The following is a 19,025-nucleotide window of genomic DNA, read 5'->3' on the forward strand; positions in this document are numbered from 1 at the left end:
TCAGTTCGCCGCGAGCGCCGGGTCGGTGGCCTGGTCGCACGGCGCTTCTGCGCACTCTTCGGCAAGCCCCAGCGCGGCGAGGATTTCGGCGCGCGCGGCGGCCGACAGCTCGAAGCGGGTGGCGAGCCCCGGCGCGCCGGCCTGCAGGCGTTGGCCGTAGATGAGCTCGATGGTCAGGTGCCGGGTCGCGAGCAGGCGGCCCAGCGTCTGGGCGATGGTCGCCTCGCCGATGAAGGCGACCCTGTCGGTCAGCGCGCCCGTCTCGTCCAGGTAGCGGATCGCCACCGGCTGCACGCGGCTGCCGGCGATCATCGCCGACTCGAACAGGGACGACTTGAATGGCAACAGGCCGAAGCCGTCGCTGGTCGTCCCTTCCGGAAACACCGACATGCAGCCACCCTGCTCGAGCGCCTCGGCCAGCTGGCCGTTGACGCGGCTGGCGTCGCGGCGGTTGCTGCGGTCGATGAACAGCGTGCCGCCGTTGGCGGCCATCCAGCCGATGGCGGGCCACGAACGGATTTCCTTCTTGGCGACGAAGCGCGACACCGTCCCGCCGGACAGCGCGATGATGTCCAGCCACGACACATGGTTGGCGACCAGCAGCGTGTTGGCCGGGTAGAAGCCCGGGTTGTCGCCGCGGATGGCCAGCCTGACGCCGAAGATGTCGAGCATCTTGCGCGCCCACGCGCGGGTGATCACCGCACGCTCGGGGTTGGTCAGGCGGGGGTAGCGCATGGCGAGGATCAGCGCGCCGTGCAGCACGTGCAGCAGCATGCGGGTCAGGCGCCAGGCGCGCACGAGATACGGGGTGGTCTGGGTGCTCACGAGGGTTTGGCGGGATCAGGCAAAGGCGCACTCTAGCATGGCTGGCAATGCGGGCAAAAGAACGCGGTCCGCTGCGCGAGGCGCAAGGCGCGGATCGGCGTGCCGCAGCGGTGGCAGGGCAGGCCGGTGCGCCCGTACACGAAATACTGCTGCTGGAAGTAGCCGGGCTTGCCGACGGCGTCGACAAAGTCACGCAGCGTGCTGCCGCCGGCGGCGATGGCGCGGGTGAGCACGTCGCGCACCGCCTCGGCGAGCCGGTGGCAGGTGTCGCGGTCAAGTTCGCACGCCGCGCGTGCCGGGTGGACGCCGGCGATGAACAGCGCTTCGTTCGCGTAGATATTGCCGACGCCGACCACCAGCGCGTTGTCCATCAGCGCGACCTTGATCGCGCCGGATCGCTTGCGCGTCGCCGTGTACAGCACGTCGCCGTCGAAGGCCCCGGACAGCGGTTCGGGGCCGAGGCGGGACAGCAGCGGGTGGGTGCGGGCGTCACCGTACTGCCACAGCACCGCGCCGAAGCGGCGCGGGTCGCGGTAGCGCAGGGTGTGGCCGCCATCGAGCACGATGTCCACATGGTCGTGCTTCTCGGGCGGGGTGCCGGTGTCGACGAAACGCAGGCTGCCGGACATGCCCAGATGAATGATCAGCGTGCCCTGCGCGCATTCGATCAACAAATACTTGGCGCGGCGCGCGACGCGTTCGATGCGCTGTCCGGTGAGGATGGCCGGCAGGTCGGGCGGCACTGGCCAGCGCAAGGCGCCGTTGCGCACGACGACGTCGCGCACGGTGGCGCCTGTGAGCAACGCTTCGACGCCGCGGCGGGTAGTTTCGACTTCTGGCAGTTCTGGCATGCTGAGCCTCCGGTGGACGACATGCTATTCTAGGCGCTTAACGGGAAACCCTATGAAAACGTATTTTTCCTTGTGCGTGTCCTTGTCGGCGCTCGTGCTTTCCGGCTGCGCCCAGTTGCATGCGCCTGCCAAGCCCGCCGCGCCGGCAGCGGCAGTGCCGGCCGCGACCGAGGCGAAGCTGCCTCTGCACCCGCTGACGCCACAGATCGTCTACGGCGTACTCGCCAGCGAACTGGCCGCGCAGCGCGGCGCGTCGGCGGTGTCCGCCGCCACCTACCTTGAACTCGCGCGCGAGCTGAACGACCCGCGTCTGGCGCGGCGCGCGGCCGAGTTTGCGATGCTCGCCGGCCAACTGGGGACGGCGACGCAGGCGCTTCAGAAGTGGGTCGAGCTCGAGCCCGATTCCGAAACCGCGCGCGAACAGCTGCTGGTCGCGCAGTTGCGCGGGGGCAAACTCTCGGAAAGCGAGGCGCTGGTCACGGGCCTGCTGGCCGACCACCCCGAGCGCGCGGCCGCGGTGTTCGTGCAACTGGCGCGCCTCACTTCGCGGCAGAGCGACCCGAACCAGGCGTACGCGCTGGTGCGCAGGCTGGCCACGCCGTTTCCCGAGCTGCCCGAGGCGCGCTTCGCGGTGCTGTCGGCGGCGGCCGAGGCGGGTGACAACCAGGCGGTGGCCGCCGAATTCGATACGCTCGCCCGCGTCGCCCCGCGCTGGGATCTGCCGGTTGCCTGGCAGGTCGACCGCCTGCGCCAGAAGGACAACGACGCGGCGCTGGCCTTCCTTGCGCGCGAACTCGCCCGCCGCCCGCAAGCCGGCGTCGAGCTGCAGCTCGCGTACCCGCGGCTTCTGGTGAATGGCAAGCGCTTCCCCGAGGCGCGCGACGCGTTTGCCACCGCACTCGGGCGCAACCCGGGCAACCCCGACATTCTCTACGCGCTGGGCCTGCTCTCGTTCCAGTTGCGCGACCTTACCGCCGCAGGCCCCTACCTCGAGCAGGCGCTCGCGGGTGGCCACCCCGAGGCCGACTACCTGCGCCTGACGCTTGGTCAATTGGCCGAGGCGAACAAGGCGCCGCAGGACGCGCGCAAGTGGTACACGCTGGTCGGCCCCGGCCAGCACTACCTGTCGGCGCAAGTGCGGTTGGCTGCGCTCGACCTGAAGGATGGCGACGTCGACGCGGTGCTCGCGCGCATGGGCTCGCTCGACGCGACGGCGGCCGAACAGGTGCAGCTGGTGCTCTACCAGTCGCAGTTCGCCCGCGAGGCTGGACGGCTGGACCTGGCCGAGCGCTACCTCGATACGGCGCTCGCCAGCCAGCCGGACAGCCCCGAACTCCTGTACGAGCGCGCGCTGGTGTTGGAGCAAAGGGGCGACTACAAGGCCGCCGAGCGCGACCTGCGCGCCTACCTCAAACAGAAGGCCGACGACGCGCAGGGGCTGAACGCGTTGGGCTACCTGCTCGTCAACCGCACCAGCCGCCACGCCGAGGGGCTGCGTCTGGTCGAGCAGGCGCTCAGGGCCGACCCGGACAACCCGATGATCCTCGACAGCATGGGCTGGGCGCTGTTCAAGACCGGCCGCAGCGCCGAAGCCTTGCCCTACCTCGAGCGGGCGTACAAGGCGATGCCCGACCCCGAGGTCGCCGCGCACCTGGGCGAAGTGCTGTGGACGCTCGGCCGGCGCGCCGAGGCGCGCCAGCTGTGGCAGGCCGAACGCGCGAAGGCGCCGGACCACCCGGTGTTGCTCGAAACCATGCGGCGCTTCGTGCCATGAAGCGCGCCCTGTTCCGCGCGGCGCTCGTTGCGCTGCCGCTGATGCTTGGCGCGTGCGCGACGCAGGTCGCGTTCCGCCCGCAGCAGGAACTGGTGGCAGACGCGCCGTTCGCGCTGTCCGGCCGCCTGTCGGTGCAGGTCGACGGCAAGGGTCAGCTCGCGCAGTTCGACTGGACGCACGCCGCCGGGCGCGACGCGCTGTCGGTCAACACGCCGTTGGGCAACACCGTCGCGCGGGTGACCCGCGATGCTGCGGGTGTGGTGCTGGAGGCAGACGGCAAGCGCTGGCAGGCGGAAGACGTCGAGACGCTGACCGAACAGGTGCTCGGCTGGCCGCTGCCGCTGGCCAACCTAGTATGGTGGGTGCGCGGGCACCGCGCGCCGGGCGTGCCGGCCGTGACGCTGCCCGATGGTGCGCTCGAGCAGCAGGGCTGGCAGATCCGTTTCACCGCAGACGAGGCCGGTTCTGCCTACCCGCGGCGCATCGAACTCTCGCGCGATGGCATCGTGCTGCGCATCGTCGCCAGCCAGTGGCGGCCGTACCCGCTGGCCGTCACGCCGTAAGGGCCGGCGCCTCCCCCATATAGATACCTGTAGATACGCATGTCCAACTACCTTGCCTTTCCCGCGCCGGCCAAGCTGAATCTCGAGCTGCGCGTCGTCGGCCGCCGCGCAGACGGCTACCACCTGCTCGATACCGACTTCGTCTTTATCGACCGCGCCGACACCGTCGAGCTCGCGTTGCGTGACGACGGCCAAGTGGTGCTCGACAACCCGATCGCCGGCGTGCCGGCCGAGTCCGACCTGACGGTGCGCGCGGCGCGCCTGCTTAAAGAGGCGAGCGGCTGCGCACAGGGGGTGAACATCCGCCTGACCAAGCGCATCCCGATGGGCGGGGGGCTGGGCGGCGGCAGTTCGGACGCGGCGACCGTGCTGATCGCGCTCAACCGCCTGTGGGGCTGCGGCCTGGGGCGCGACGCGCTGATGGCGCTTGGCGTGCAACTGGGCGCCGACGTGCCTGTCTTCATTTTCGGGCGTGCCGCACGCGCTCAGGGTATCGGTGAGAAACTCAATGAAATCAAGGTGCCCGAGGCATGGTATGTGGTATTGAAACCACCAGTAAATGTGCCTACGGCAGATATTTTCAAAAATTTCGCGCAAAGGGTGTTGACAGGAAAAACCGGTTTCTCCATAATTCGAGTCCTCCAAACGACACAGCAAAAACAAAACGATTTGCAGTCAGTTGTTTGTGAGATGTACCCGGTGGTGAACGAAGCGCTGAATAACTTGGCGCAGTACGGTTCGCCGCTGATGACCGGCTCCGGTAGTTGTGTATTTCTGGAGTGCGGGTCGCAGAGCCAGGCAAACAAGATTTTCGAGGCAGTGTCGAAGAAATTCGACGGGTTCGTCGCCAAGGGTTTACAGGCGCATCCGTTGTTCGACAAGGTCTGAAGCAGTTTACTGGGGAGTCGCCAAGTGGTAAGGCACCGGATTTTGATTCCGGCATTCGTAGGTTCGATCCCTACCTCCTCAGCCAGATCCAAAAAAGCGTGTAAGGAACCCTTACACGCTTTTTCTTTGTTCAGCTCAGTGACAGGCGAATTGGCGATGGCGGCTTACGACAGCTTGATGGTATTTACCGGGACCGCAAACCCGGAACTGGCTCAGAATGTAGTCAAGCATCTGGACATTTCGATGGGGCGTGCCGACGTCGGCAAGTTCAGTGACGGCGAAGTGGCCGTCGAGCTGCTGGAAAACGTGCGCGGCCGCGACGTGTTCATCCTGCAGTCGACCTGCGCGCCGACCAACGACAACCTGATGGAAATCCTGACCATGGCCGACGCGCTCAAGCGTGCGTCCGCCGGCCGGATTACCGCGGCGATTCCGTACTTCGGCTACGCGCGCCAGGACCGTCGTCCGCGTTCGGCCCGCGTGCCGATCACCGCCAAACTGGTCGCAAACATGCTGACCAGCGCCGGTATCGACCGCGTGCTGACCGTCGACCTGCACGCCGACCAGATCCAGGGCTTCTTCGACATGCCGGTGGACAACGTCTACGCGACGCCGGTGCTGCTCAAAGACATCCGCGCGCAGCGCATCGAAGACCTGATCGTGGTCAGCCCGGACGTTGGCGGCGTGGTGCGTGCGCGTGCCGTCGCCAAGGCGCTGAACACCGACCTCGCGATCATCGACAAGCGCCGCCCGAAGGCCAACGTCGCCGAGGTCATGAACATCATCGGTGACGTATCCGGCCGTACCTGCCTGATCGTCGACGACATGATCGACACCGCCAACACGCTGTGCAAGGCCGCGTCCGCGCTGAAAGAGCGCGGCGCCGAGCGCGTGCTCGCCTATGCGACGCACGCCGTGTTCTCCGGCCAGGCGGTCGACCGCATCAATAATTCGGACATCGACCAGGTGGTGGTGACGGACACCATCCCGCTGTCGGCCCAGGCACGCCAGAGCAGCCGCATCCGCGTCTGCTCGATCGCCGGACTGATCGCCGAGACCCTGCGCCGCATCAACAACGAAGAGTCGGTGTCCTACCTCTTCAACGAGGATCTGGTTTCGACAGGCGCCTGCCTGCCGTAAACGGTTCGCCCGCTGGTCGCGGCGGGCGGATCGAATTCAACCCTGAAATAAACGGAGTATTTCCATGGCTTACGAACTGATTGCTGCCAAGCGCGAAGAGATGGGTACGGGTGCGAGCCGCCGCCTGCGTCACGCTGGCAAGGTGCCGGCTGTCGTTTACGGCGACAACAAGGACGCCGTGTCCCTGACCCTGGACCACAACACCCTGTTCTACGCGCTGAAAGAAGAAGCTTTCCACGCCAGCGTGCTGGATCTGGTGATCGACGGCGCCAAAGAAGCCGTGCTGCTGCGCGACTTCCAGATGCACCCGTACAAGGCGCAAGTCATGCACATCGACTTCCAGCGCGTGAACCCGAACGAAAAAGTGCACGTGAAGGTTCCGCTGCACTTCGTCGGCGCCGACGTCTGCCCGGCTGTCAAGCAGCAGAGCGGTAGCGTGACCCACGTGACCACCGAAGTCGAAGTTCGCTCGCTGCCGGCTGCACTGCCGTCCTTCGTCGAAGTCGACCTGTCGGCCATGTCCGCTGGCACCATCCTGCACCTGTCCGACCTGAAACTGCCGGAAGGCGTTGAACTGGTTGCACTGGCGCGTGGCGAAAACGCGACCGTGGCTACCGCCACCGGTATCGCTGCCGAATAATCGCTTTCGGCCAAGCCAGGCTCGCCGCGTCCCGTCCGGGAGGCTGCGAGCCTTTTTCATGGCCGGCGCGATCCGGCCACACGCCTGGAGGTAGAAGATGTCCGCCATCCGCCTGATCGTCGGCCTGGGCAACCCGGGGGCCGACTACGAGAAGACCCGGCACAACGCCGGTTTCTGGTTTGTCGACGAGGCTGCCTGGCAATTGAAGGCACCGCAACTCGGCCCCGAGGGCAAGTTCTTCGGCGAGGCCAGCCGGGTGCGCCTCGCGCACGGCGACGTCTGGCTGCTCAAGCCGTCGACCTTCATGAACCTGTCCGGCCAGGCGGTCGGCGCCTTGGCGCGCTTTTACAAGATCGCGCCGGAAGAGGTGCTGGTCGTGCACGACGAGCTCGACCTCGCGCCGGGTGTCGCACGCTTCAAGCAGGGCGGCGGACACGGCGGGCATAACGGCCTGAAGGACATCATCGCCAAGCTCGGCTCGCCCAACTTCTGGCGGCTGCGTCTGGGTATCGGCCACCCGGGCGACCGCGCCGAGGTGGTCAACTTCGTGCTGAAGAAGCCGCGTGCCGAAGAGCAGCAGGCAATCGACGACGCGATGCGCGCAGCACTCGCCGTGCTGCCGCAGGCGCTAGGCGGCGACATGGCCGGCGCGATGCAGGCGCTGCACACCGCCGCCAAGTGAGCGGGCTGAGCATCCGTCCATTCCGCGTGGCGGACGCGCTGGCCTTGCGCGAGGTGTTTGCCTCGTCGGTGCACGGCCTCGCCTGTCGCGACTACACGCCGGCGCAGTGCAGGGCGTGGGCCCCCGTGCTGGACGCCAAGGCGCAGCACGCCTGGTGCGAGGCGATGGCGCGCCGCCAGCCTTTCGTCGTCGAAGTTGGCGGGGTGATCGCCGCCTACGCCGACTTGCAGGACGACGGCCTGATCGACCACTTCTTTGTCGCTGCTCCGTACGCGGGGCAGGGCATAGGCCGCCGCCTGCTTGGGCACTTGCAGGCCGAGGCCACCGCGCGGGGGCTGCCCCGGGTGTATGCCGACGTCAGCCTGTGCGCCGAGGCGCTGTTCGCGCACCTGGGGTTTGAGGTCGAGGCAAGACGTCTGGTGTTGCTGCGCGATGAGACGTTCGCCAACGCCCGCATGGCGTGGCCGGTGCCGGCGCTTGCGCACGGCGAAGGCCGGCCCTGACAGTGCTACAATCCGCAACATTCAGCGCCGGCCGGCCGGGCGGGCGCCCATTGATTTGAAAAAGGAATTCCCATGAGTCTGCAATGCGGCATCGTCGGCCTGCCCAACGTCGGCAAGTCGACCCTGTTCAACGCCCTGACCAAGGCCGGCATCGAAGCGGCCAACTACCCGTTCTGCACCATCGAGCCCAACGTCGGCATCGTCGAGGTGCCGGACCCGCGCCTGGCCGCGCTGTCCGCCATCATCAACCCGCAGAAGGTCCAGCCGGCCATCGTCGAGTTCGTCGACATCGCGGGCCTGGTCGCCGGCGCGTCCAAGGGGGAAGGCCTGGGCAACCAGTTCCTCGCCAACATCCGCGAGACCGACGCCATTGTCAACGTGGTGCGCTGCTTCGACGACGACAACGTGATCCACGTCGCCGGCAAGGTCGACCCGCTGGCCGACCTGGAAACCATCGGCATCGAACTGGCGCTGGCCGACCTGTCCGCGGTTGAAAAGGCGATCGTGCGCGAGAACAAGAAGGGCCGCTCCGGCGACAAGGACGCGCAGAAGCTGGTCGCGCTGCTGGAAAAACTGGTGCCGCACCTGAACGAAGGCAAGCCGGTACGCGCGTTCAAGCTGGATGCCGACGACCGCGCCATGCTCAAGCCCTTGTGCCTGCTGACCATCAAGCCGGCGATGTACGTCGCCAACGTGGCCGAGGACGGCTTCGACAACAACCCGCACCTGGACAAGCTCAAGGCGCTGGCCGAGGCCGAAGGCGCGCCGGTGGTCGCGGTGTGTGCGGCGATCGAATCCGAAATCGCCGACCTCGAGGAAGAAGACAAGGCCGAATTCCTCGCCGACATGGGGCTGGAAGAGCCGGGCCTGAACCGTCTGATCCGCGCCGCGTACAAGCTGCTGGGCCTGCAGACCTATTTCACCGCCGGGGTGAAGGAAGTGCGCGCCTGGACCATCCACGTCGGCGACACCGCGCCGCAGGCGGCCGGCGTGATCCACACCGACTTCGAGCGCGGCTTCATCCGCGCGCAGACCATCGCCTACGACGATTTCATCGCCTACGGCGGCGAGGCCAAGGCCAAGGAAGCCGGCAAGATGCGCTCGGAAGGCAAGGAATACGTGGTGCAAGACGGCGACGTGATGAACTTCCTGTTCAACGTGTAAGCCGCGCCGTTTGGCAAACCATGCAAGAACCACCCCGCGGGGTGGTTTTTTCGTATCTGCGTGTCGCGTTTGACTGGGGTAGGGTGCTGGAGGGCGCACGGTCGATTTGTTATATTGCGCTTTCGCAAATATTTGCGATATTAAATAACTATTAGATATATGGATATGGCTATGAAACGACTGATCCCCATCCTGCTCTCTGCCTTGCTGGCCGGCCAGGCCCTCGCCGCCGACCTGATCGACACCGTCCGCCAGCGCGGCACGCTGAAGATCGCGCTGGAAGGCACCTATCCGCCGTTCAACTACCGCGAAGGCAAGACGCTGACCGGCTTCGAGGTCGAACTCGGCCAGGAACTCGCGCGCCGGCTCGGCGTGCGCCCCGAATTCGTTACCGGCGAATGGAGCGGCCTGCTCGCCGGCCTGCAAGGCGGCAAGTTCGACGTGGTGATGAACCAGGTCGCGGTCAACGAGGCACGAGAGCGCGTGTTCGACTTCAGCCGCCCGTACACCATCTCCAGCGCGCAGCTGGTGGTGCGTAAAAATGAGACGCGCACGCTGTCGGGTGCCAACCTCAAGGGCACCAAGGTCGGTGTCGGCCAGGGCAGCAACTACGCGGACCTCGCGCGCCGCTTGGACGGGGTCGAGGTCAAGGTCTACCCGGGCGCGCCCGAGTACCTGCAGGACTTGGCCAGCGGCCGCATCGACGCCGCGCTCAACGACAGCCTGCTGATCCCGTTCGCGATCCGCGAGTCGCGACTGCCGCTGAAGGCTGGCGCGCCGGTCGGCAGCACGGCGACGATGGCGATCCCGTTCGCCAAGGGCAACCCGGGCTTCAAGCGCGCGATCGACCAGGCGCTGTTGGCCATGCAGCAGGACGGCAGCTTTGCCCGCATCTCGAACAAGTGGTTCGGCCAGGACGTCTCGCAGCCGCCGGCCGCGCGCAAGGCCGACTAATGTCAAAGCACCCGGGCCCTGACCAAAGGATGCGTGGATGCCCCTGACCGAACTGATGGCGCTGGCGTGGCCGATGCTGTTGCAAGGCACGTTCTATACGCTCGTATTCGCCTTTTCGAGCATGGTGCTCGGCCTAGCGCTGGGTTTTGTGGTCGCCTTGCTGCGCGTCGCGCGCGTGCCGGTGCTGGGCGCACTCGCGGCCTTCTACGTCAGCCTGATGCGCGGCACGCCGCTCTTGGTGCAGATCTTCGTGATCTACTACGGGCTGCCGTCGGCCGGCGTCGAGTTCGACCCGGTGACGGCCGGCGTACTGGCGCTGACGCTGAACGTCGCCGCCTACCTGTCCGAGAGCATGCGCGGCGCGATCGCCGGCGTCGGCGCCGGGCAGTGGGCGGCCGCCCGTTCGCTGGGCTTCACCTGGTGGCAGGGCATGCGCTTCATCATCGCGCCGCAGGCGCTGCGCCTGGCGGTGCCCAGCCTGTCCAACAGCCTGATCTCGCTGATCAAGGACACCTCGCTGGTCTCGGTGATCACCGTCAGCGAGCTGATGCTGTCGACCAAGGAGCTGATCGCGCAGACCTTCGAGCCCTTGCCGCTCTATCTGATGGCCGCGCTGATCTACTGGGCGCTGTGCGGCGCGTTCGAGCTGGCGCAGCGCTACCTCGAGCGGCGGCTTGCCTTGCCCGGCCACCGCGAGTGATGGCACAAATTGGGCAATGACCATGCTATAGGCATTGTTTAGGGCGTTAGAATGTCGGCTCGACCGACTTTCTGCGCCCGCCCATGCGTCCGCTGACCCGCCGCGCTTTCCTGTCCGCCCCGCTTGCGCTCTCGACGTCCGCGTGCGTGCGCACCCGACCGCCGCTGGTGGTCGCGACCAACCGCTGGATCGGCTACGAACCCTTCTACATCGCGCGCGAACTGAATGCCTACCCGGGGCGCGCACCGCATCTGGTCGAGTTCGGTTCGGCGTCCGAAGTGGTGCGCGCGCTTGCCAGCGGCGTGATCGACGCCGGCGCGCTGACGCTGGACGAAGCGCTGCAGCTGATGCAGCACAACCCGGATATCGCGGTCGCTCTGGTCCTCGACGAATCGTTCGGCGCCGACGCGCTGGTCGCCTCCGGCGGCCTCGCATCGGCGGCCGAGCTGCGCGGGCGTCGCGTCGGCGCCGACAGCCTGGCGCTCGGTGCCTTCATGCTGGGGCGAGCGCTGCAGCACGGCGGCCTCGCGCCGTCCGACGTGACGCTTGTCCATGTCTCCTACGAAGCACAACTCAAGGCGCTGGACTCGGGCGAGGTCGACGCGCTGGTGACCTTCGAGCCGGTGCTGGGGCAATTGACGGCGCGCGGCGCACGCGTGCTGTTCGACAGCAGCGACATTCCCGGTGAAGTGGTCGACGTGCTGGTCGTCCGCCAGCAGGCGCTGGCCGACCGCGACGGGCGGCTGGTCTCGCTGCTGCAGGGCTGGTTTGCCGGGTGCGACGCGCTGCTGGGCAGCGAGCCTGCCGCGCTGGCGGCGGTCGCCGCGCGCCAGCAGATTCCGCCTGGAGAGGTCAAGCCGGCCTTGCAGCGGCTGCGCTTTCCCAGCCTGCACGAAAACCGTCACCGTTTCGCAGAAAAGGCCACCTTGCTCGCGTCGATGCGCCGCATGCACGCGCTGCTGGCAGGCTTCGGCCTGGTGGAGGGCGCGCCGCCAAGCGGCCGCCAGATCGTGTCCCTGCCGGAGGTCCTTGCATGAGCCGCTGGTTGACCCGCTACCCCTTGCGCCTGGCGATGCCGGTCGCGCTGCTGTTGCTCGGTACGCTGTTGCTGGGCGGATTCTGGTGGATGCACTGGCAGCAGACTCGTGACGACGTGCTGGCACACGCGCGCGCGCAGGCGGGGCGCAGCGTCGAGCAGGTGCAGGGCATCGTCGCCGAGGAGTTGGCGCGCGGTGCCTTGCCGCAGGTGCAAAGGCTGATCGCCGCGGTCAGCGTCGACCCCGCCATTCGCCGCATCCTGCTGGTGACCCCGGGAGGGGAGGTGCTCGCGGCCAACCGGCTCGCCTGGGTCGGCCGGCCGCTGGCTACGCTTGGCGGGATGGCCGGCGTGCTGGACTCCGCCGCGGCACGTTCGGCGCTCAGCGCGCAGCGTCTGGAGTACGGGGAGGCAGGGGATGGCGTGATCCTAGTGCTCGCCGGTGTGCTGCAGCGGGCCGCGCCCGGATTGCTGCGTTCGGACGAGACGGCGCTACTGGTCTACGAACTGGACGTCTCCGACCGCCTCGCGGCGACCCGCGCGCTGGCGCTCGAGCGCGCACTGGAGAGCGTCCTGTTGCTGGTGCTGGCTGCGCTGGCCCTTTATTTTGCGTTCTTCCGCACCCTCGCGCGGCGCAGCCACGCGCTCGACCTGGTGCTACAGCGCATCGCCGGCGGCGAGTTCGGCCTGCAGCCCGACCCCGACGGGAACGACGAATTTTCCGCGCTGGCGCGTCGTGTCGGCTGGCTGTCGACGCGGCTCGCGGCGATGCGCGACGCGGTGGACGAACGCGAGCAGGCGCTGCGCGCGGCGTCCGCCAGTTACCGCGCGCTGTTCGACAACAGCCCGGACGGGCTGGTCGCGTTCGGGCGCGACGGCCGCGCGGTGCTGGCCAACCAGGCCGCGACCCGCCTGCTGGGCGGCACGGCGACGCAGGCGATCCGGGCCGACGCGCTTGGCTTGCCTGACGGGGTGTGGGACGCGTTCTGCACCGCGTCCGGCGGCGTCCGCGAGCTGGAGAGCCGGCTCGCGACGGGTTGCGAAGTCGAGCTGACGATGATCAACGCGCTCGCGAGCGAGGCGGCGGTGCTCTGGTGCCGCCTGCACGATTTGACCGCCGAGCGCGCCGCGCAGACCGGGCAGCGTCTGGCGCGGCGGGTGTTCGAGGACGCGGGCGAGGGCATCTTCATCGCAGACGCCAGCGGGCAACTGATCGACGCCAACCCCTCGTTCGCGGCGATGGCCGGGTGCGCCCCTGCCCAGCTGTGCAGGGAGACGCTGGACGCGCTGTTCGACCCGGCCGGCCTGGCCGCGCGCGTCGACGACAGCGGGCATTGGCACGGCCAGGTTTCGTTCAGGCTCGGTGGCGGGCGGCCGACGCCGCCGCTGCACCTGTCGCTGGCGGCAAGCCTGGACGCGCAGGGGCGGCTGACCCACTACATTGGCCTCGCCAGCGACATTACCGAACAAGTGGCGGCCGAGCGGCGATTGCAGCAGATCGCCGACCACGACGCGCTGACCGGCCTGCTCAGCCGTCCTGCGTTCAAGCGCGAGCTCGACTTGCGCCTCGCCCGTTCTTCATACGGACGGATCGCCTTCGTCGACCTCAACCGCTTCAAGCAGATCAACGACGCGCTCGGCCACTCGGTCGGCGATGCGGTGCTGCGCGAAGTCGCGCACCGCCTGCGCGACGCCTTGCCCGCCGGCGGGCTGGCTGCGCGGCAAGGGGGGGACGAGTTCTTGCTCGCCCTGCCCGAGTTCGACGACGCGGACGGCAGCCGCTGGGCGGGGGCACTCGCGCATGCACTGGAGGCGGTCATCCACGTCGAGGGCCGTTACCACCTGAACCTGTCGTGCAGTATCGGCTTTGCGCGCTGGCCGGAAGACGGCGCCGATGCCGATACGCTGATCCGCCACGCCGACATCACCATGTATTTCGCCAAGGCGGCCGGCCCCGGCCGTTACGAGGTGTTCGCGCCAGAGATGCGCGCGCAGATGGAACGCCGCGCGCGGGTCGAGGCGGCCCTGCACGAAGCGCTCGCGGCCGGGCAGTTCTCGCTGTTCGTGCAGCCACAGCGCGCGCTGGGCAGCGGCAATACCTGCGGCGCGGAACTGTTGCTGCGCTGGCTGCACCCCGAACTCGGGCAGGTCAGCCCGGCCGAGTTCATCCCGCTGGCCGAGGACAGCGGCCTGATCTCCGTGATCGGCGCGTGGGTGCTGCAGCAGGGATGCCTGCTGGCGGCCGCCTGGCGCGAGCAGGGCTGGCGCGGCAGCGTGTCGGTCAACGTGTCGGCCCTGCAACTGCGTTCGGCGCCGCTGATCGAACAGGTCGACCGCGCGCTGCTCGCCAGCGCGCTGCCGGCCGAGGCCCTGACCATCGAGCTGACCGAGTCGGTGCTGATGGACGACGTCGACGCGACGGCCGACGTGCTCTTGGCACTGGCCCGGCGCGGCGTGCGCGTCTCGATCGACGACTTCGGCACCGGCTACTCCAGCCTCGCCTACCTGCAGCGGTTGCCCCTGCACGAACTGAAGATCGACCGTGCCTTCGTCTCCGGCATCGGCATCGACGGGCACAGCGAGGCGATCATCGAGACGGTGCTGGCGATGGCCGGCACGCTGGGGATGGAGACGGTCGCCGAGGGGGTGGAAACGGCCGCTCAGGCGGCCTTCCTAGCCAAACTGGGCTGCGACGCGATCCAGGGTTACTGGCTGGCGCGGCCGATGCCGGTCGCCGAGTTCCCGCGTTGGCTGGCCGCGGCGCCGGCGTACAGCCCTTAGACGATTCGCCCGTTTTTTGCCAGTTTTCGGGCGAAAACTTGATAATAAGCAAATTATTTAATAGCCAACTTCTGCATAGTAGGGGCCGACCTCAAGGCACCGCATCCCGGTGCGGCGCCGTGCACGTCATTCGAACCGAGTTCACCTCATGGAGAGAAGCATGCGTAAGTTGGCATTTGCAGTCAGTCTGGCCCTCGGCAGTGTTGCCGCCCACGCCGCCACCGTATACACCGGCGACAAGGTACAGGGCGTCCCCGTCATTTCCCAACTCGACATTGCCGACCTCGCGCCGGGCAAGACGCACCGCTTCATGTTCCAGGGCACCACCGACGGTATCGGCCAGCACTTCTACGTGCCGGTGGTCGTCGCCAAGGGGGCCAAGGCCGGCCCCAAGCTGGTGCTCAACAGCGGCAACCACGGTGACGAAGTGAACGGCATCCGCGCCGTGCAGAAGGTGATGGCCGGCCTCGACGCCGCCAAACTCTCCGGCACCGTCGTCGCGGTAACCGGCTCCAACCCCAACGCGATCAACCGCGTGACCCGCGAGTGGGCGAGCTACAACGACGGCGGCGCGTCGACCAACTTCAACCGCCTGTTCCCCGGCAAGGAAAAGGGCACCGCGCCCGAGCAGCACGCATGGCTGATGTGGAACAAGCTGTGGCAGGGTAACGTCGACTACGTGCTCGACTTCCATACCCAGTCCACCGGCACCGACTTCCCCTTCTTCATCTACGCCGACTACCGCGACCCGCGCGTCGAGCGCATCGCCGAGCTGTTCCCGGCCGACCAGATCAAGAAGGACCCGGGCGAGAAGGGCTCGACCGAGACCGAATTCGTCAGCGCCAAGATCCCGGCGGTGACGCTGGAGCTGGGTTCGCCGCGCAAATTCGACGCGGACATGATCGCCCGCGGCGTGGAAGGCACCCGCAACGTGATGGTCGACCTGAAGATGATCGACGGCAAGATCGGCCGCACCGCCAAGACCGCCAAGACCTTCGTCGGCAACGACATGACGACCGTCCGTGCCGAGCAGGGCGGCTACGCCGAGATCCTGGTTAAGCTGGGCGACATGGTGAAGAAGGACCAGGTGGTGGCCCGCCAGCTCAACGTGTTCGGCGACACCGTCAAGGAGTACAAGGCGCCGGCCGACGGCAAGGTGCTCTCCACCGGTACCGACGCGGTGCGCGAGCCGCGCGCGACGCTGGTGCGTCTGCTGATCCAGAACCCGGACGCCAAGTGCGACAAGGGCTGCTAAGCCTTTTTTGCTCCGTGCAAGCCCGCCGTCCGGCGGGCTTTTTGCTTTTCGGGCGCGCCATCTAGACTGAAAGCACTTTCAGGCAAGGAGAGGGCGATGGGACTTCTGGATCAACTGGCCGGCGCGGCGGGCGCAGGCGGGGGCGAGGGGCAGGGCATGGCCGGCGTGCTGGGCTCGCTGCTCGAACAAAACGGCGGCCTCTCCGGCCTGATCGACAAGTTCGGCCAACAGGGCTTAGGCGACGCGGCCGCGTCGTGGATGTCGACCGGCGAGAACCAGCCCATCAGCGCCGAGCAGATCGAGTCGGTGCTGGGCGGCACCCAACTGGGCGAGCTGGCCGGGCGTTTCGGGCTCGACAGCGCGACCATCGCGCAGGGCCTCTCCACGGCGTTGCCGCTGATGGTCGACAAGCTGACGCCGGACGGGCAGGTGCCGCAAGGCGGCGATTTGCTCTCGCAGGGTGTCGGCTTGCTCAAGGGCCTGTTCGGGCGCTAGGAGGACGGGATGAAGTGCTTCGACCGTTTGGGTGAACTGAGCAACGGCGAGCCGCGGCACGACGCGGCGATGCGGGCGCTGGCGGCGTTGGTTGACGACCACGGGGGCTTGGCCGGCCTCGGCCAGCGTTTCCGCGATATCGGCCTCGGAACCGAGCTTGATTCGTGGCTCGCCAGCGGCGAGAACCTGCCGATCACGGCCGCCGACGTGTACGTCGCGCTGGGCGAGGGCGCGGTTGAACAGTTCGCCGACATGACCGAGACCACCTCGCTCGCCGCGGCACGGCTGATGGCCGACTCGCTGCCCGAGCTCTTCGACCGGCTGACCCCAGGCGGCGTGCTGCCGGAGTCGGACGACGCGATCACCCGCTGGTTTTCCGCGCTGGGCGTACTGTTCGAACGCTAGGCGGGGTTACAATCGCGGCAGGACCCGACACGGCCCATCCGGGCCGTGTTTTTATTGGCTATGTCGTAATTAAAAGTTGTGGTGCTGTTGCTGACAGCGCTGGCTGTTATTGCGTCAGCCTCCCTTCCGCGTAGGCTCGCGCCGGCAACAAAGGCGCTGGCGAGGTTTTAAGCTGGCCCTTGTTCGAGCGATTCGACGGTAGCGAATCGCGAGTTGGCCAGCGCCTCGCCAGGGTCTTTGTTGACGGGGAAGTCGCGAGCCTTCGGGGGCGTTTGGGATGCAAGGGGCTTGTCGCTACAAGCCCCTTGCCCGTTCGCCGCGCGGAAGCGGCACTCAAACAGGTCCGCGCAGCGGACACAAAACCTGGGCTCAACCCACCAACTTACAATTGGGATATCAGCTTTTGATTTTCGGAAAGATTGCATGACTTCCAGCAGCACACCCCGCGCGGTGGTGATCGGCGGCGGCCCGGCCGGGCTGATGGCCGCCGAGCGCATCGCCGCGGCCGGTTTCGAGTGCGCGGTGTACGACGCGATGCCGTCGGTCGGGCGCAAGTTCCTGCTCGCTGGCGTCGGCGGGCTCAACATCACGCACAGTGAGCCGTGGCCGGCTTTTGTCGAGCGTTACGGCGAGCGTGCCGACGTGCTCAGGCCGTGGCTGGACGCCTTCGATAACCGGATGCTCTGCGACTGGGTACACGCGCTGGGCGTCGACACCTTCGTCGGCAGCTCGGGCAAGGTGTTCCCCAGCCAGATGAAGGCGGCGCCGCTGTTGCGCGCGTGGCTCGCCCGCCTGCGCGGCGCCGGCGTGGCGTTCCACCCGCGCGCGCGCTGGCAGGGTTGGGCGGACGACGGCGTGCTGTGCTTCGATACGCCCGAGGGCCGGCAGTCGGTGACCGCCGACGCGGTGGTGCTGGCCTTGGGCGGCGGCAGCTGGAAGAAGCTCGGTTCGGACGGCGCGTGGGTGGAGCTGCTTGAGCAGGCCGGCGTCGCGGTGGCGCCGCTTGCGCCGTCCAACTGCGGCTTCGAGCGACGCTGGTCGGACTTCTTGCTCGAGCGTTTCGCCGGCGAGGCGGTCAAGTCGGTTGGTTTGGCGGTTGCGGACGCCCACGGCAAGCTGGCGTTCCGGCGCGCGGGTTTCGTGATCAGCCGCTACGGCGTCGAGGGCGGTGGAGTGTACGCGCTGTCGGCGCGCTTGCGCGACGCGATCGAGCGGGACGGGCATGCGACGCTGTGGGTCGATTTGCTGCCTGATTTCAGCCCTGAGCGGGTGGCGGCCGAACTGGCCCGCCCGCGCGGCGCCCGTTCGCTCGCCAGCCACCTGCAAAGCCGGCTGGGGCTCAAGGGCGTGCGCATGGCGCTGGTGCACGAGTGCCTGGACAAGGCGACCATCGCCGAGCCGGCTCGGCTCGCCGCCGCGCTCAAGGCCTTGCCGATCAGGCTTGACGCGCCACGCCCGCTCGATGAGGCGATCAGCAGCGCGGGCGGCGTGCGTTTCGACGAACTGGATGGCCAGCTGATGCTAAGAAAGCGCCCCGGCGTGTTCTGCGCGGGCGAGATGCTCGACTGGGAGGCGCCGACCGGCGGCTATTTGCTGACCGCGTGCTTCGCGACCGGCCGCGCCGCCGGCGACGGAGCCGCGCGTTACCTGCGGGCACGGACCTAGTTCAGGTAGGGCAACGGGTCGACCGCCTGGCCGCGCACGCGCACTTCGAAGTGCAGCTTGACGCGGTCGGCGCCGCTAGAACCCGCGGTCGCGATCTGCTGGCCGCGTCGCACCGTCTGCCCTTCGCCGACCAACAGGCGCTGGTTGTGCGCGTACGCGGTCAGGTGGTGCTCGTCGTGCTTGACGATCAGCAGGTTGCCGTAGGCGCGGATGCCTTGGCCCGCGTAGACGACCTTGCCCGGCGACGCGACGCGCACCGGGTCTCCCAGCTTGGCGGCGATATCGACGCCCTTGTTGCGGCTAGAGAAGCGCGCGATCAGCGGACCCTTGAGAGGCCAGTCGAGCTTGATGGCCGGGCGTGCCGGGGCGGGTTTTGGCGGATTAACCGGGCGGCCGGCACTCGGGCGCTTGGGCGCTGTGGAGACGGACGGGGAGCCTGCGTAAGTCGGCGGCGGGATTACCCTGAGCACCTGGCCTGCGTTGAGCTCGGCCGGGTTGGCGATGCGGTTCCAGCGCGTGAGTTCGGCGACGCTGCGCCCGTGGCGGCGCGCGATGCTGAAGAGGGTGTCGCCGGGCTGTACCCGGTAGTGGCCGGCGCTGACGGGCGGGTACGCGCTCGTCCCAGCGCAGGCGGTGAGCAAGGCGGCGAGCGAAAGCGGGACGAGGCGAAGCAGGGCAGAGCGGAACAGCATCGGCCAATTCTA

19 protein-coding genes and 1 tRNA gene are annotated in these 19,025 nt (G+C 67.8%); 17 read left to right on the plus strand and 3 right to left on the minus strand.

The genetic code is table 11. The annotated features are described in order from the left end of the window. Positions 1 to 825, minus strand: coding sequence for a 1-acyl-sn-glycerol-3-phosphate acyltransferase (locus GZH52_RS10720; protein WP_203525719.1), 825 nt, complete (start codon positions 823 to 825; stop codon positions 1 to 3). 32 nt (positions 826 to 857) lie between these two features. Continuing rightward, on the minus strand, positions 858 to 1,676 hold the full coding sequence (gene mutM / locus GZH52_RS10725; RefSeq protein ID WP_163316463.1) for a bifunctional DNA-formamidopyrimidine glycosylase/DNA-(apurinic or apyrimidinic site) lyase: 819 nt from the start codon (positions 1,674 to 1,676) through the stop codon (positions 858 to 860). Positions 1,677 to 1,728: 52 nt separating this feature from the next. Between mutM and GZH52_RS10730 the strand changes: the two genes are divergently transcribed. The 17 genes from GZH52_RS10730 (at position 1,729) to GZH52_RS10810 (ending at position 18,321) form a co-directional block, all read left to right on the plus strand. After that, positions 1,729 to 3,450, plus strand: a complete 1,722-nt coding sequence (locus GZH52_RS10730) for a tetratricopeptide repeat protein (protein WP_163316464.1) — start codon at positions 1,729 to 1,731, stop codon at positions 3,448 to 3,450. After that, positions 3,447 to 4,013 (plus strand): lipoprotein insertase outer membrane protein LolB, encoded by a 567-nt coding sequence (lolB, locus tag GZH52_RS10735; protein ID WP_163316465.1) that lies wholly within the window; start codon positions 3,447 to 3,449, stop codon positions 4,011 to 4,013. The genes GZH52_RS10730 and lolB overlap by 4 nt, the downstream gene beginning before the upstream one ends. A gap of 39 nt (positions 4,014 to 4,052) precedes the next feature. Further along, complete coding sequence (ispE, locus tag GZH52_RS10740) at positions 4,053 to 4,901, plus strand: 4-(cytidine 5'-diphospho)-2-C-methyl-D-erythritol kinase (protein ID WP_163316466.1); 849 nt, start codon at positions 4,053 to 4,055, stop codon at positions 4,899 to 4,901. Between the two features lie 10 nt (positions 4,902 to 4,911). Then, positions 4,912 to 4,986: transfer RNA gene (locus GZH52_RS10745), tRNA-Gln, on the plus strand. A 71-nt stretch (positions 4,987 to 5,057) separates the two neighbouring features. Continuing rightward, positions 5,058 to 6,041 (plus strand): ribose-phosphate pyrophosphokinase, encoded by a 984-nt coding sequence (locus tag GZH52_RS10750; RefSeq protein ID WP_136555017.1) that lies wholly within the window; start codon positions 5,058 to 5,060, stop codon positions 6,039 to 6,041. Positions 6,042 to 6,105: 64 nt separating this feature from the next. Next, positions 6,106 to 6,681 (plus strand): 50S ribosomal protein L25/general stress protein Ctc, encoded by a 576-nt coding sequence (locus tag GZH52_RS10755; RefSeq protein WP_163316467.1) that lies wholly within the window; start codon positions 6,106 to 6,108, stop codon positions 6,679 to 6,681. Between the two features lie 97 nt (positions 6,682 to 6,778). After that, the gene (gene pth / locus GZH52_RS10760; RefSeq protein WP_163316468.1) at positions 6,779 to 7,363 is read left to right on the plus strand and encodes an aminoacyl-tRNA hydrolase; all 585 of its coding nucleotides are present in this window, start codon (positions 6,779 to 6,781) and stop codon (positions 7,361 to 7,363) included. Then, positions 7,360 to 7,866 (plus strand): GNAT family N-acetyltransferase, encoded by a 507-nt coding sequence (locus GZH52_RS10765; RefSeq protein WP_203525720.1) that lies wholly within the window; start codon positions 7,360 to 7,362, stop codon positions 7,864 to 7,866. Before pth ends, GZH52_RS10765 begins: the two co-directional genes overlap by 4 nt. 72 nt (positions 7,867 to 7,938) lie before the next feature. Continuing rightward, positions 7,939 to 9,030: a redox-regulated ATPase YchF gene (gene ychF, locus GZH52_RS10770; protein WP_163316469.1), complete on the plus strand. Its 1,092-nt coding sequence runs from the start codon at positions 7,939 to 7,941 to the stop codon at positions 9,028 to 9,030. Between the two features lie 171 nt (positions 9,031 to 9,201). Further along, positions 9,202 to 9,984, plus strand: coding sequence for a transporter substrate-binding domain-containing protein (locus GZH52_RS10775; protein ID WP_163316470.1), 783 nt, complete (start codon positions 9,202 to 9,204; stop codon positions 9,982 to 9,984). A 37-nt stretch (positions 9,985 to 10,021) separates the two neighbouring features. Then, positions 10,022 to 10,684 carry an amino acid ABC transporter permease gene (locus GZH52_RS10780; RefSeq protein ID WP_163316471.1) on the plus strand — a complete coding sequence of 221 codons (663 nt, stop codon included), beginning with the start codon at positions 10,022 to 10,024 and terminating at the stop codon, positions 10,682 to 10,684. An 83-nt stretch (positions 10,685 to 10,767) separates the two neighbouring features. After that, complete coding sequence (locus GZH52_RS10785) at positions 10,768 to 11,721, plus strand: ABC transporter substrate-binding protein (RefSeq protein ID WP_163316472.1); 954 nt, start codon at positions 10,768 to 10,770, stop codon at positions 11,719 to 11,721. Continuing rightward, complete coding sequence (locus GZH52_RS10790; protein ID WP_163316473.1) at positions 11,718 to 14,501, plus strand: EAL domain-containing protein; 2,784 nt, start codon at positions 11,718 to 11,720, stop codon at positions 14,499 to 14,501. The genes GZH52_RS10785 and GZH52_RS10790 overlap by 4 nt, the downstream gene beginning before the upstream one ends. Before the next feature lie 160 nt (positions 14,502 to 14,661). After that, positions 14,662 to 15,756, plus strand: coding sequence for a M14 family metallopeptidase (locus GZH52_RS10795; protein ID WP_163316474.1), 1,095 nt, complete (start codon positions 14,662 to 14,664; stop codon positions 15,754 to 15,756). 96 nt (positions 15,757 to 15,852) lie between these two features. Then, positions 15,853 to 16,251 carry a YidB family protein gene (locus tag GZH52_RS10800; protein WP_163316475.1) on the plus strand — a complete coding sequence of 133 codons (399 nt, stop codon included), beginning with the start codon at positions 15,853 to 15,855 and terminating at the stop codon, positions 16,249 to 16,251. Between the two features lie 9 nt (positions 16,252 to 16,260). Next, the gene (locus tag GZH52_RS10805) at positions 16,261 to 16,656 is read left to right on the plus strand and encodes a YidB family protein (RefSeq protein WP_163316476.1); all 396 of its coding nucleotides are present in this window, start codon (positions 16,261 to 16,263) and stop codon (positions 16,654 to 16,656) included. 423 nt (positions 16,657 to 17,079) lie between these two features. Further along, positions 17,080 to 18,321 carry a TIGR03862 family flavoprotein gene (locus GZH52_RS10810; protein WP_163316477.1) on the plus strand — a complete coding sequence of 414 codons (1,242 nt, stop codon included), beginning with the start codon at positions 17,080 to 17,082 and terminating at the stop codon, positions 18,319 to 18,321. Here GZH52_RS10810 and GZH52_RS10815 read toward each other — a convergent pair. Continuing rightward, positions 18,318 to 19,013: a peptidoglycan DD-metalloendopeptidase family protein gene (locus GZH52_RS10815; RefSeq protein WP_163316478.1), complete on the minus strand. Its 696-nt coding sequence runs from the start codon at positions 19,011 to 19,013 to the stop codon at positions 18,318 to 18,320. The two genes, GZH52_RS10810 and GZH52_RS10815, sit on opposite strands and share 4 nt — an antisense overlap. Positions 19,014 to 19,025: the final 12 nt, after the last annotated feature.

Source organism: Crenobacter caeni, assembly GCF_010435965.1.
In the GTDB taxonomy this organism is placed as follows: Bacteria; Pseudomonadota; Gammaproteobacteria; order Burkholderiales; family Chromobacteriaceae; genus Craterilacuibacter; species Craterilacuibacter caeni.

What these genes read in the sequence shown, in the direction of transcription:
- mutM (WP_163316463.1), bottom strand. Translation starts at nt 1,676, where the DNA reads ATGCCAGAACTGCCAGAAGTCGAAACTACCCGCCGCGGCGTCGAAGCG.
- GZH52_RS10730 (WP_163316464.1), top strand. Translation starts at nt 1,729, where the DNA reads ATGAAAACGTATTTTTCCTTGTGCGTGTCCTTGTCGGCGCTCGTGCTT.
- lolB (WP_163316465.1), top strand. Translation starts at nt 3,447, where the DNA reads ATGAAGCGCGCCCTGTTCCGCGCGGCGCTCGTTGCGCTGCCGCTGATG.
- ispE (WP_163316466.1), top strand. Translation starts at nt 4,053, where the DNA reads ATGTCCAACTACCTTGCCTTTCCCGCGCCGGCCAAGCTGAATCTCGAG.
- GZH52_RS10750 (WP_136555017.1), top strand. Translation starts at nt 5,058, where the DNA reads ATGGCGGCTTACGACAGCTTGATGGTATTTACCGGGACCGCAAACCCG.
- GZH52_RS10755 (WP_163316467.1), top strand. Translation starts at nt 6,106, where the DNA reads ATGGCTTACGAACTGATTGCTGCCAAGCGCGAAGAGATGGGTACGGGT.
- pth (WP_163316468.1), top strand. Translation starts at nt 6,779, where the DNA reads ATGTCCGCCATCCGCCTGATCGTCGGCCTGGGCAACCCGGGGGCCGAC.
- ychF (WP_163316469.1), top strand. Translation starts at nt 7,939, where the DNA reads ATGAGTCTGCAATGCGGCATCGTCGGCCTGCCCAACGTCGGCAAGTCG.
- GZH52_RS10775 (WP_163316470.1), top strand. Translation starts at nt 9,202, where the DNA reads ATGAAACGACTGATCCCCATCCTGCTCTCTGCCTTGCTGGCCGGCCAG.
- GZH52_RS10780 (WP_163316471.1), top strand. Translation starts at nt 10,022, where the DNA reads ATGCCCCTGACCGAACTGATGGCGCTGGCGTGGCCGATGCTGTTGCAA.
- GZH52_RS10785 (WP_163316472.1), top strand. Translation starts at nt 10,768, where the DNA reads ATGCGTCCGCTGACCCGCCGCGCTTTCCTGTCCGCCCCGCTTGCGCTC.
- GZH52_RS10790 (WP_163316473.1), top strand. Translation starts at nt 11,718, where the DNA reads ATGAGCCGCTGGTTGACCCGCTACCCCTTGCGCCTGGCGATGCCGGTC.
- GZH52_RS10795 (WP_163316474.1), top strand. Translation starts at nt 14,662, where the DNA reads ATGCGTAAGTTGGCATTTGCAGTCAGTCTGGCCCTCGGCAGTGTTGCC.
- GZH52_RS10800 (WP_163316475.1), top strand. Translation starts at nt 15,853, where the DNA reads ATGGGACTTCTGGATCAACTGGCCGGCGCGGCGGGCGCAGGCGGGGGC.
- GZH52_RS10805 (WP_163316476.1), top strand. Translation starts at nt 16,261, where the DNA reads ATGAAGTGCTTCGACCGTTTGGGTGAACTGAGCAACGGCGAGCCGCGG.
- GZH52_RS10810 (WP_163316477.1), top strand. Translation starts at nt 17,080, where the DNA reads ATGACTTCCAGCAGCACACCCCGCGCGGTGGTGATCGGCGGCGGCCCG.
- GZH52_RS10815 (WP_163316478.1), bottom strand. Translation starts at nt 19,013, where the DNA reads ATGCTGTTCCGCTCTGCCCTGCTTCGCCTCGTCCCGCTTTCGCTCGCC.